We start from the raw sequence: 12,924 nt of genomic DNA on the forward strand, positions 1-12,924 counted from the left end.
TTCTCCACCTACTAACACTGACGGATGCACGAAGTTGGCAAGCCTTGCAGAGAGGATCGCGCTGCGCGCGCGACGCGTGGGTAATTTATTGGGGATTCTCGGGACGAGGTGTCTCGTGGTCACGTGTATCGCCGTCAGCGCGTGCTCGCAAACCGCCTGGGCCTTCCCGCCCGCCACGGCCAACCCTGTCGCCCCCGCTGCGGTAACGCCCACCGCGCCTCACCACGTCAATCTGGCCGCCTTCGACGGCGCCGATCCCCCCATATCTTTGCTGCAGGCGTTCGACGCCGTGGTCCTCGACCCGTCGCGCAGCTTCGATCCCTCTTCGCACCCGCTTGCCCATACGGTCTACGTGGCGCGCACGGCTGCGCAACCCGGCGAATCCGCGCAGTCTTTCGTCGAACAGGAGATTGCGCCACTCTGGCAGCGCGGCTTCCGCGGTTTCGTGCTCGACACGCCCGCAGCGATCGGGGCACTCGACGTGATCCGCGCGGCGCACCCAAGCGCGGCCATTGTGCTGGGCGGCCCCGACGCCCTGAGCGCCGCCCGCGCGCATGCTCGCGACATCTATGCCGTTCTCGCCGGCCCGCTCTTCACGCAAGGGCTCGCCGCAGGCGCGACGGCCGATGCCACGCCCGTCGCTGCATCGCCGGATGCGCTCGCGGCCACGCAGGCCTTCACGCGCGAGACCGGCGTGCCGGTCGTCACGATCGAGTACTGCGACGCGACCGACCGTGCGTGTGCGCGCCGCACGGCCCAGCAGGCGCTGGCCGCCGGCCTCGACGCCTACGTGACCGATCCGGCCCAGGACGTCGTGGGGATCGGCCGCATCGAGGTGATGCCGCGCAAGGTACTGGTCGTGCAGGACCGCGAGCCCGACGAGCAGATCGACCTCACGCCGGGCGTGCGCGTGCTCGCCACGCCGCTCAACTACCTGGGCTACGACGTCCAGTACGCAGACATCAGCGGCCCGCTGCCGACCCGTGTGACGCCCGACCGCTACGCGGGCGTGGTCGTCTGGATCCAGCACGGCGACGTCGCCGACCAGATGGCCTGGCGCCGCTGGATCGCTCGCGTGCGCAGCGCACACGTGCCCATCGCCTTTCTCGGCCAGTTCGGCTTCGCCGCCGGCGATTCGAGCGAACTGCCGGGGCTCGCCGCCGTGAACGGCCCGCTCAAGGGCCCGCTCAGCATCGTCGCGCACGACCCCATGGTCGGCTTCGAGACCATGCCGCGCCCCGACCCGCGCGACCTGCCGGCGGTACGCGTCGAGGCGGCGGGCCGCTCTCTGCTCGGCATCGACGCGAACGGCACGCGCGTGGACGCCGTCGGTGTGATGCCGTGGGGCGGCTTCGCGCTGAATCAGTACACGGAAACCTCGCTCGACGGCATCGATCAGGAACGCTGGGTCATCCAGCCCATCGACTTCCTGAAGGCGACGCTGCGCCTCGCCGACCTGCCCGGGCCGAGCGTGACCACCGAAAACGGCCGGCGACTGCTCATGACCCACGTGGACGGCGACGGCTTCGCCTCGCGAGCCGAATTCCCCGGCCCCGACTACTCGGGCGAGGCGCTCTACCAGCGCATCTGGACGCGCTACCCGATTCCGATGACGCTATCGGTCATCGAAGGCGAGGTCGGCCCCGACGGTCTTTATCCGAAAATCTCGCCGCGCCTCGAAGCGATCGCCCGCAAGATGTTCGCGCTGCCTTACGTCGACATCGGCACGCACACGTACTCCCATCCGTTCGTCTGGGAAGAGGTCGACGGCAAGAGCGGCGCGCGCACCGACCGCGGCGGCTCGGACGCCGCCTTCTCGCTGAACATTCCCGGCTATCACTTCAGTCTGGACCGCGAGATCTCGGGCTCGATCGCGTATATCAACTCTCGCCTCGCCCCTCCGGGAAAAGAGGTCGTCGTCCTGCAGTGGTCCGGCGACTGCATGCCGCCGGCCGTCGCGGTGCAGCGCACGTACGAGGCAGGTGTCTTCAACATCAACGGCGGCGACACCGTCATCACGCGCAACAACAACAGCTGGACCAACATCGCGCCCATCGGCATCGACAAGGGTCCCGGCGCCTACCAGGTGCTCGCGCCGAACCAGGACGAGAACGTCTATACCAACGACTGGCAGGGCCCGTTCTACGGCTTCGACCAGGTGCTGCAAACCTACGAGATGACCGACCGGCCGCTGCGCTTCAAGCCGATCGACGTCTACTACCACATGTACAGCGGCACCAAGCTCGCCTCGCTGCGCGCGCTCGACACGATCTTCAGGACCGTGCTCGCGCAGCCCGTGCTGCCTGTGCAGATCGCCGACTACGTGCGCAAGGTGCTCGACTGGCATACCTTCGCCATTGCGCGCGACGGTGACGGCTGGCTCGTGCGCGGCAACGGCAGCGTGCGCGAGCTGCACTGGGCTGGCAACGACGTGCCGCGCCTTGCCGACGCGCACGGCGTGACCGGCTACGCGCCGGGCCCCGACGGCAACTATATCCATTTCGACGGCGGCAGCGCGCGCTTCACGCTCGTGCACCCCGATCCGAACGGCGAGTTGCCCTATATCGCCGAGGCCAATGGTTTCGTGCGTGACTTCGCGCGCAGCGCACAGGGCCTGAAGTTCGAGTTCGGCAGCTACTACCAGCCCTTCATCGCCGTCGCGCACGCAGCCCAGTGCCGCGCGAGCAGCGGCGGCCACGCGCTCGAAACGCAGCGCCAGGGCGACGCGCTGCGCATCGTCACGCCGGCCGTGCCGGGCGTGCGTGTGACCTATCAGCCTGTCGAGGTGGACTGTGGCCACTGAGCGGCCCCGCATCGCCTCTGCGCTCCTGCTGGCTGGTGCGACGCTCGCGGTCGCGGCCACGCTCGGCGCGGTCTATGGCGGGGCGCACCTGCGCTCGCGCGTCATCGAAAATTCGACGCCGAACGCGCTGAACACGGCCTACCTCGAAGCATGGCTGCGCAGCACGCCCAGCGACCCGATCTATCTGAAGGCGCTCGGCGAACAGTACCTGGGCCTCGGCCGGCTCGACGACGCGCAATCGGTCGCCGCGCGGCTCGCCGCGCTCGGCACGCCCGCCGCCCGCCAGGCGGGCAACCATCTGCTGCTGCGCTGCGAACTGCTGCGCGCCTTCATGGCGAAGCCCGGCTCCACCGAACGCGCGACCCATGTCGCGCAGGCGCGGGCACTGCTCACCGCGATGATCGCCGAGACGTGGACGCCCGCGCAGCTACAGTGGCTCGCCACCCAGGCGCTCGCCATCAATGTGCCCGACATCGCCGCGCGCTATGACGAACGACTCGTCGCGGCCGATCCGGCACGGCGCCTGCACTGGCAGCGCGAGGCAGCGCGCCAGTATCTCGCCACGGCCGCCTACCGCGAGGCCGCCTCCGCGTACTTCGCCGCCCAGTCGATGGCGGCCACGCGCGACGAGGCGCGGCGCGACTTCATCGCCGGCGTGGGCGCGCTGCAGGCCGGCAATCTGCTCGACGAAGCGCTCACGCAGGGCAATGTGCACCTTGGCGCGCTCTCACAAGACCGCGCCACGCTCGAAGTCATGCTCGCGCTCGCGCGCGCCGCGAATCGCCCCGAACTCGTCGAACGTTATGCGCGCGCGCTCATGCCGTTCGTCTCGCAACGCGCTCCCGGTGCGGGCGCCATGCGGCTCGCCGCCGTGCACGCGGACTCCGCACCACAGCGCGGGAAGTGGCTGCGGCTCGCAGGCATCGAGCCGTTCGGGCACGCCGCACGCATGCGTGCGCATCGTGCGTCCGGTGAAATCGTCGAGGCCGGTTACGCGGCCGGGCAGCCGGTGCGCCTGCTGCGCGTCGCGGCGGCGGCGGCACCCGACCCGGCGCCCGCCCCCCGTGACGCGCAGGCCAGCGACAAGCTCGCGCTCACGCTCTATCAGTCCTTCCTCGAAGCAAACGACCTCGCCAACGCCGAAGCGATTGCGGCAAGGCAGGCCGGGCGGCCGGGCGCTGCACCCGAGTGGCGCAAGCGGCTCGCGCAGGTGCAGGAATGGCGCAACGAGCCGATGGCCGCCCTGCAGTCATGGCTTGCCTATGCGCAGGTATCCGGCGACCCCGACGCCTGGCACAACGTCCAGCGCATCGCGCCGATGCTCAACGACGACGAGGCCTACGTCCAGTCGCTCGTGCATGCCTGCGATGCCGCGCCCGACAATCTATCGCTCGTCGACGACGTGATCGCCGCCTACGAACGGCTCGGCCGCCCCGACGATGGCCTCGCGTTCCTGAAAACCCGCGCGCGCGGCACGCGCACGGAAGAGATGCTGCGCCGCTACGCATGGCTCTCGCAGCGCAGCGGCCACTTCGACCAGGCGCTCGCGACCTACGAGGCGCTCCAGCAGGCGCAGCCGCGCAACACCGGGTACGCCGGGCGCAGCGCGAACCTGCTCTACCAGCGCGGCGAATATGCCCAGGCGCTTGCCGCGCTCAAGCGTGCGCAGCCCTACGCCGGAGACGCGGACACGCTCTACTGGCGCACCTACGGCCAGCTCGCGAGGCTGCTGCAGGACGACGCCGACGCGAATCTCGCCTACCGGCATCTGCTCGTAAGCCCCGGCGCCGAGCCGGAGGACTTCGCCGCGATGACCTTCTTCTACGATCCCTACCCGATCGACGCGGCGCGCACGGCCACGCGCCAGTACCGCAAGACGGGCGAGGTCCAGCCGCTGCGCGACGCGATCAACTACTTCGTCGCCGCGCACGCGCTCGACCAGGCCGGCGCGCTGCTCGACTCGCTCACGCCTGCCGGGCGCGAGGCCGCCGAACGCAGTCTGGGCTTCCTTGCCGCGCGCGCCGAGTACGAGCGCCAGAGCGGCAAGCTGGAGGCGGCGCTCGCCGACCTGCGGCGCGCCGTGAATTTCCTGGGCACGAGCACCGACACGCGCGCCGCGTACCTCTGGATGGTGGTGGACATCGGCACCGAAGACGAGCTGCGCGCTGCGCTGCGCCGCTGGCGCGACCGCTCGCTGGACGACGAGACGCTCTGGGGCCCCTACGCTGCCGGCGAAATGCAGCTGAATCGCCCTGAAGCGGCCCTGCGCTATTTGCGCCGGCAGGCCGTCACGAACAGCCGCGATCCGCTCTGGCTGCTCACCTACGCCGATGCACAGGAAATGGCGGGGCACGTGGCGCTTGCGTGGTCGGTGCGGCGGCAAGTCTGGCTCGCGCTGCTGCACGAGGCACCACAGACGCCACAGACACCCCAGGCGGCGAAGCCCGGCGCCAGGCGGCTCGCCACGCCCGCGCGCAACGAATGGGAAGCAAACGGCCAGTTACAGGGGCGCCGCGCCCAACTCGCGCAGGTGCTCGCGAACGGCGACTACGCCGCCCATCTGCTTGCCGCGCTGACGGCCGCCAAGGCGCCGCCGCCCGACGACCCCTCCGGGCGCAGCCTGCTCGGCGCGGCGCCCGGCGTCGAGCCGCCGCCCGCGCCTGCCGGGCGTGAGGCGCAATACCGGCGCCTGCGCCTGGCGGTGGCGCGCGACGTCGCCGTGGCGTGGGCGCTCTCGAACGAGCGCAACGAAGTGGCCAAACGCTGGCTTGCGCGCCGCTACGCGCACGGGCTCGCGAGCGAGCGCAACGAACAGCTCACCATCGCGCTGGCCGGGGAAGATGCCCGGCAAGTCGCGCAGATCCTCGATGCGCGCGGCGCCTCGCTGTCGCTGTACAGCCGCATCGACGGCGAGAGCTTCGTCGACCGCCAGGGCGCTGCGCAGGCGCACGCGTTCGAGGGTCTGGACGGCGCGCCGTACGATGACCAGATGCACGAACGTCTGGTCGACACCTCTCTCTTCTGGGACCAGTCGGTGGGCGCTTCGGTGGAGAACTATGTCGAGCACCCGCTCGACTACGTGCAGCAGACGTTCTGGGCCAGCCTCAAGCTCGCCGACCATTACCTGGCAGGCCTTCAGGGCGTGCAGCGATTCCAGCGCAGCAGCGATACGACCCAGCTCGTCAACGTCGATTCGGTGGACCGCGAGGCCTCGCTCTTCGTGCGCCGCCAGACCCGCGACTCGGTCGTGAACGCCGCATTCGGCCGACGAGACGGACTCGATTCGTTCTACACCTTCCGGCTGGACGCGACGACCGGCAGCGCCTCGCCGCTCACGCTGACGGGTTCGATCGCGCACAACGCGCGAAGCGACGAAACGCAGACACTCTTCGTGGGCGGCATGAAGGATCTCGCGGTGGGCAGCCTGCTGTGGCAGATCGACCCGCGCTGGTCGCTCAGCGCGAGCGTCGAGGCCGACCGCTTCTACAGCCAGGCGCGCAACCTCGTGGGCACGGGCGTCGTCCAGCAAGCGGAACTCGACTACAAGATCCGCACCGACTATCCCGACTACACGCTGCGCTTCGTCGCCGCGCATGGCGGCTACAACGACAGCGGCCAGCCCGACGCCCTGCTCCGGCGGCTCGTGCCGGCTGACGCCGGGCCGGTCTCCGCGGCGACCTTCATGCCGAACAGCTATACGCAGTTCGGCGCGTACGTGGGCTTCGGCAACGATCTGGCCCAGCGCTACACGCACGCCTGGCGGCCTTACCTCGATGTCGGCCTCGTCCACGACACCGTGCAGGGCTGGGGGGTCAATGCCGATATCGGGATTGCCGGATCGGTATTCGGCGGCGACCATGCGGCAATCTACTTCGAGCATGCACATGTCGCGCAAAACGGCTCGCAGATCACCATGATCGGTGCGCGTTACCGTTGGCTGTATTGATGTGACAACACAGGACGGCGCGCCCCGCAGGCGTGCCGAGGCAGACACTCAATGAACCGGAAAGGAAAAGCACACATGAATGCTATCGAGCGCATCCGCAGGAGCTGGGGGCTGATGCTGGCCGCCGCGTGCATGCTGGGTCTGAGCGCGTGTGCCAGCGTCGATTCGACGCCGGCACCGTCGCTCGCGGCAGCGGGCGGCGTGGCCGTGCTGCCGCTCGCGAACTTCACCGAAACGCCGGACGCCGGACACGCCGCGCAGTCCATTGCCGCCAACGCGCTGCGCCAGCTTGGCCATGCGGGCATCGTAGCGATGGCAAGCACGGACAGCAACAGTGCGAGCTTCGACGCCTCGACACAACCGAGCCTCGACCAGGGACTCGACTGGGCCCGCACGCAACACGCGAAGTATGTGCTGACAGGTGCCGTGGAGGAGTGGCGCTACAAGGTCGGCGTGGACGGCGAACCCGTCGTCGCCCTGTCCTTCGAGCTGCGCGAGCTGCCCTCGGGACGCGTGGTCTGGAGCGCGACGGGCTCGCGCACGGGCTGGAGCCGCTCGGGCCTCGGCGCCACGGCGCAGAGCCTCATCGGCAAACTGCTCGCGCCACTGGCCGCGCACGGCTGAACCGTACAACGCGAGACGCCGATGGACGTCCAGATCAATCACGGCCGCGATCCGGCCGCACGCGAGCGCGGCACCGGCCGGCGGCACCTGTATGAGCGGCCCCATAGCGACCCTGGCTGGCTGCGCAACCTGCTCGCACCGGTCACGCGCTCGCGCTTCGCGTGGCTCGAGGCTGCGCTCGTGACGATCGCGGCGCTCGCGCTCGCGTGGTTCGTCGACCGCGCCGATCCGCTCCTGCTCAAAAGCGGCTTCCCCTGGCCGTGGCTCGTGCCGACACTCATCGCCCTGCGCTATGGCGTGGCGCCGGGCCTCGGCTCCGCGCTGCTGCTCGCGGCGCTCTGGCTGCTCGCCTACCCCGCCGGCACGCCGTGGCCCACGCCGTTCTTCGTGGGCGGCGGCGTGCTCGTGATCCTGGCTGGCCACTTCGCCGACACCTGGAACGTGCGGGCGGACCGCGCCAACGCAGTCAACGACTACCTCAACGAGCGGCTCACGGCACTCACCGACAACCACTACCTGCTGCGGCTCTCGCACGAGCGGCTCGAACGCGACCTGCTCACGCGCCCGACCACGCTGCGCGACTCGATCAACGAACTGCGCCAGCTCTCGGGCGGCACGGCCGCCGACGCACCGGACGCGGCGAGCGGGCTGCCCGGCACGACGCGGCTCATCGAGTTCGTCGCGCGCGCCTGCCAGATCGAGGTCGCGGCGCTCTACCCCGTGCGCGACGGCCAGCTCGTGCCCGAAGCGCTCGCGAGCGCCGGCGAGCCCTTCGAGCTCGACGCCAGCGATCCGCTCATCGCGCTGGCCCTCTCGAGCGGGCAGCTCGCGCACCTGAAGTCGGCGGACATGCTTGCGAGCGGCAGCCGCTATATCGCCTGCGCGCCGCTCATCTCTGCCACGGGCGAGACACGGGCGCTGCTCGTGGTTCAGCGTATGCCGTTTCTCTCGCTCACTCACGACAACCTGCAACTGCTGTTCGTCCTGCTCGGCTACTACGGCGACGGCCTCGAGTACGCCCGCGCCACGCGCGAGCTCATGGACGCCGTGCCCAACTGCCCGAGCGATTTCGGCCTCGAGTATGGGCGCCTGGTGCGCCTGCACCAGCGCAGCGGCATCGAGTCGTCCGTGGTGGCCCTGTCGTTCCCGCGCAGCGAAGCGCACGACTCGCTCTTCGAACACGTCCTGCGCCGCGGGCGTTCGGCCGACCTGGCCTGGCCGCTGCAAACGGCGCAACGCTCGGTGCTCGTGAACCTCATGCCGCTCGCCGACACCACGGGCGTAGCCGGCTATCTGGCCCGAATCGAAACGAATCTGCGCAACCAGTTCGATACCGACTTCGAACGCGCCCGCGTGGGCGTGCACACGCTGCACGTGACGGGTGCCTCGAGCAAAACAAATCTCGTGGACCTGCTGCAGCGGGTGACGACCCATGAGTGACGCGCTTGCGATCCTGCTCGTACTGCCGCTCGCCGCGCTGCTGCAAGGCGCAGCGTTCTGGAGCGCGTTCCACCCGCCGGCGGGCTTAGGACCGCTCGCGTGCTTTCTGGCGCTCCAGGCACTGGCGGCGGCAGCCGAAGCGCTCCTGTTCCGCCGCCTGATGCCTGCCGCACAGCGTGAGCCGAGCCGTGCCGCGCTGCTCCATCTCTGGGCGCTCTCGTTCTTCGTGCCGTGCGCGGGCGGGCTGCTCGAAGTGCTCGCAAGCGTTGCCGGCGCGCGACTCGCCATCGCGCGGGAAGCGCGCGCGACCGACATCGTGGGCCGCCCCGAATTCGTCTCGCACCTCGTCTCGCGCGTCTCGCACGCGGCGGGCACGCGCGTGCAGGCCCGCCTCGCGAACCGCCATGCGGCCACTGGCGACCGCCTCGCCGCGCTCGTGGCAATCCAGCAGCTCCCCACGCGCACCACGGGCACGCTGTTGCGCGAGCTGCTCGCCGACCCCGTCGACGACCTGCGCCTGCTCGCCTACGGCATGCTCGACCAGGCCGAAAACGAGATCGTCAACCGCATCTTCGCGTGCGAGGAGGCCCTCACCCGTGCCAGCACCGAAGCGGAGCAGCTGGCGCTGCACCGCCAGCTCGCCGAGCTGCATTTCGAACTCGTGTACCAGCGGCTCGCGCAGGGCGACGTCTACCACCATGCGATCGCCGAGGCCGAAATGCATGCGCGCCGTGCGCAGGCGCTCGCACAGGGCGAGCGCGACGCCGCCCTGTGCCTGCTGCTCGCGCGCCTCGCGCTCGCCCGCGACCGCGCCGACGAAGCCACGCCACTGCTCGAGCGTGCGCGCGAACTCAGCTTCCCGCGCGAGCGCCTGCTGCCGTGGCTCGCCGAGGCCGCCTTTCGTCAGGGCCGTCACACAGAAGCCGCCGCGATCGTCGGCGAACTTGCGCGGCACGCCGGAACGCCCGCGCTCAAACCCGTGATCGACTACTGGACACGTTGATGGACACATCGCTCGAGCGCCGCGCGGCGCAAGCCGACGTCTGCCTGCTGCTCGAAGGCACCTTCCCTTACGTGCGCGGCGGCGTATCGAGCTGGGTCAACGAGATGATCCGCGCGTACCCGCAGCGGGCGTTCGGCATCGTCTTCATCGGCGGGCGCAAGGAGGACTACGCCAGGCCCGCCTATGCGCTGCCTGAGAACGTCGTGCACTTCGAGGAGCACTATCTTTACGAAGCCGCGCCCGCAGACGCCAAACTTCATCACCGCGCCGTGCGCGGCGAGCGCGACGCCTTCGCCAGGTCCGCGGCGTTCCACGAGATGCTGCGCAGCCGGGAGCAGCAGCCCGGGATCGGCGCGATGATGGTCGAGCTCATTTCGATGCTCGGCGAGGGCGGGCGCCTGTCGTCGGAACAGTTCCTCCATAGCCGCGAGGCGTGGGAGTACATCGAACAGCAATATCTCGAGCGCTGCACGGACCCATCGTTCACCGACTACTTCTGGACCGTGCGCCACATGCACCAGCCGCTCTGGCAGCTCGCCCGCGTGGCCGCGCAGACCGTGCGTGCGCAGACCTATCACACGATCTCGACCGGCTACGCCGGCTACCTGGGCGCGCTGCTGCACCACCGCACGGGGCGTCCGCTCGTCGTGAGCGAGCATGGCATCTACACAAAGGAGCGCAAGATCGACCTGCTGCAAAGCCGCTGGATACGCGATAACCGCGGCGTGTTCGAGCGCGACGTCTCGGATGTGAGCTATTTCCGCGATCTGTGGCTGCGTTTTTTCGAGGCGCTCGGTCGTCTCGCCTATGACGCCGCCGACGAAATCGTCGCGCTCTACGAAGGCAACCGCCAGCGCCAGATCGCCGACGGCGCGCGCGCCGAGCGCACCCGCACGATCCCGAACGGCATCGACGTGGACAGGCTGATGCCGCTCGCCGCACAGCGGCGCGCGCGGCCACGCCGCGTCGTCGCGCTGATTGGACGCGTAGTGCCGATCAAGGACATCAAGACCTTCATCCGCGCGATCTTCATCGCCGCGCGCACGATGCCCGACATCGAAGGCTGGATCGTCGGCCCCGAGGACGAAGACCCCGCCTACGCGCGCGAGTGCCACGCGCTCGCGCAAAGCCTCGGCCTGCAGCGCAACCTGAAGTTCCTCGGCTTCCAGCGCATCGACGATGTGCTGCCGCAGATCGACCTGCTCGCGCTCAGCTCGATCAGCGAGGCGCTGCCGCTGGTGGTGCTGGAAGGCTTCGCGGCCGGCGTGCCGGCGATTACCACCGACGTGGGCGCGTGCCGCGAACTGATCGAAGGCGCGCTGCCCGAAGACCGGGCGCTCGGCGCGGCGGGGGCGGTCGTACAGATCGCCAATCCAGCCGAACTCGCGAGCGCGACGCTCGCGCTGCTCAGCGACGAGCCGCGCTGGCTCGCCGCCCAGCGCGCCGCGGCGCAACGCGCCGCGCGCTACTACCGGCGCAGCCAGATGGTCGAGCGCTACGAAGCGATCTACGCGCGCTGTGCCGCGCAGACCGAGCGCCCACGCAACGACATCGTGTCCGGTGCAGCGCTGCCGGCACCGGGCTGTCCTGTCCACGGAAAAGGGCGCGGCGGCGCGCTTGCCGCGCTGCGCGCGGCCTTTAACCGGAGTCGCTGATGGCCGGCATTGGATTCGAACTGCGCAAGCTGATGAGCCGCGAAACGCTCACGGGTGTCGCGCGCGCCTATTTCTATGCGGGGCTCATCAGCTCAGGCCCGATGATCCTCTCGTGCTTCGGCATTCTGATCATTGGGGCGCTGAGCTTCGCTGTGGTGATACCGGGCGTGCTGATCACGCAGTTTCAGGTGTCGGTCACCTACATGATCGCCTGCAGCCTGATTGTGACGGGGCCGCTGCAGCTCTCGTTCACGCGCTTCGTGTCGGACCGGCTCTACGAGCGCCGCGACGACCTCGTGCTGCCGAATTACCGCGCGGTCCAGCTCGTCTGCACGGCCGTCTCGGGCCTGCTCGGCATCCTCGCGATGAGCATCGGCTTCGACCAGACCCCACTCGCCTACCGCATCCTGATGATCGCCGGCTTCGTGATCGCCAGCAACATCTGGATCGCCGTGATCTTCCTCTCGAGCGTGAAGCAGTACCGGCAAGTCCTGTGGTCGTTCGCGATCGGCTACAGCGCCGTGGTCGGCCTCGCGCTGGCGCTCAACCACCACGGGCTCGCGGGCTTGCTCGGCGGCTTCGTGGCCGGCCATGCGATTCTGCTGCTGTGCCTCTCGGTGATCGTGCACCGTCAGTATCCCGGCTCACGCTACATCTCGTTCGAAGTGTTCGACCGCAGGTTCGTCTACCCGAGCCTTGCCTGGGTTGGGCTGTTGTTCAACCTCGGCGTGTGGGCCGACAAGTTCATCTTCTGGTTCTCGGACGTCACCGGTACGCGCGTGGTGGGCTGGTTTCACGCCTCGGTCATCTACGACATTCCCGTGTTTCTCGCCTATGTGTGCGTGATGCCGGCCATGGCGGCATTCCTCGTGCGCATCGAAGCCGATTTTGCCGGCTACTACGACGCGTTCTATGACGCAGTACGTACCGGCGCCACCCTGCAACGCATCAACGCGATGCGCGACATGATGGTACGCAGCGTGCGCGCGGGCCTCTCCGAAATCGTCAAGGTCCAGATCGTGGTGGTCCTGCTGATGCTCGGGTTCGGCGCCGCACTGCTCGGCGTGCTGCGCATCTCGTCGCTGTATCTGCCGCTGCTGCTCGTCGACGTGATCGCCGCGAGCCTGCAGGTGCTGTTTCTCGGCCTGCTCAACGTCATGTTCTATCTGGACACGCGCCGCGACGTCCTGCGCCTGACCGGCATCTTCATCGTGCTCAACGCGCTTTTCACACTGCTGTCGATCCGCCTCGGGCCGGCTGCGTATGGCTATGGCTTTGCGCTCGCCCTGCTGAGCGTGACGATCCTGGCCGTACGCACGCTCGATGCCCGTTTCGTCACACTCGAATACGAAACCTACATGCTCCAATGACGGCCCACAAGAACAGCGTGCTGCGTACGCACACCGCCGCGCTCGTCAGTGCCGCGCTAACCCGTCGGTGGCGACTTCGGCGC

The 12,924-nt window shown here is 69.1% G+C and carries 7 protein-coding genes; all 7 read left to right on the forward strand.

Translation table 11 applies throughout. The features are described from left to right. The first annotated feature begins 115 nt into the window (after positions 1-115). The 7 genes from C7411_RS23855 to pelG all read left to right on the forward strand — a co-directional run bounded on the left by C7411_RS23855 (position 116) and on the right by pelG (position 12,841). The gene (locus C7411_RS23855) at positions 116-2,803 is read left to right on the forward strand and encodes a polysaccharide deacetylase family protein (RefSeq protein WP_110386512.1); all 2,688 of its coding nucleotides are present in this window, start codon (positions 116-118) and stop codon (positions 2,801-2,803) included. Next, the gene (locus tag C7411_RS23860) at positions 2,793-6,749 is read left to right on the forward strand and encodes a tetratricopeptide repeat protein (protein ID WP_110386513.1); all 3,957 of its coding nucleotides are present in this window, start codon (positions 2,793-2,795) and stop codon (positions 6,747-6,749) included. The genes C7411_RS23855 and C7411_RS23860 overlap by 11 nt, the downstream gene beginning before the upstream one ends. A gap of 75 nt (positions 6,750-6,824) precedes the next feature. Continuing rightward, complete coding sequence (locus C7411_RS23865) at positions 6,825-7,373, forward strand: penicillin-binding protein activator LpoB (RefSeq protein WP_110386514.1); 549 nt, start codon at positions 6,825-6,827, stop codon at positions 7,371-7,373. A gap of 21 nt (positions 7,374-7,394) precedes the next feature. After that, the gene (locus C7411_RS23870) at positions 7,395-8,813 is read left to right on the forward strand and encodes a PelD GGDEF domain-containing protein (RefSeq protein ID WP_110386515.1); all 1,419 of its coding nucleotides are present in this window, start codon (positions 7,395-7,397) and stop codon (positions 8,811-8,813) included. Next, entirely contained in the window at positions 8,806-9,816 is a 1,011-nt protein-coding gene (locus tag C7411_RS23875; protein WP_110386516.1) for a hypothetical protein, read from the forward strand. Before C7411_RS23870 ends, C7411_RS23875 begins: the two co-directional genes overlap by 8 nt. Continuing rightward, the gene (gene pelF / locus C7411_RS23880) at positions 9,816-11,471 is read left to right on the forward strand and encodes a GT4 family glycosyltransferase PelF (RefSeq protein ID WP_110386517.1); all 1,656 of its coding nucleotides are present in this window, start codon (positions 9,816-9,818) and stop codon (positions 11,469-11,471) included. The genes C7411_RS23875 and pelF overlap by 1 nt, the downstream gene beginning before the upstream one ends. Further along, complete coding sequence (pelG, locus tag C7411_RS23885; RefSeq protein WP_110386518.1) at positions 11,471-12,841, forward strand: exopolysaccharide Pel transporter PelG; 1,371 nt, start codon at positions 11,471-11,473, stop codon at positions 12,839-12,841. Before pelF ends, pelG begins: the two co-directional genes overlap by 1 nt. Positions 12,842-12,924: the final 83 nt, after the last annotated feature.

Origin of the sequence: Paraburkholderia silvatlantica (genome assembly GCF_003096715.1) — a bacterium.
Classification (GTDB): Bacteria; Pseudomonadota; Gammaproteobacteria; order Burkholderiales; family Burkholderiaceae; genus Paraburkholderia; species Paraburkholderia silvatlantica.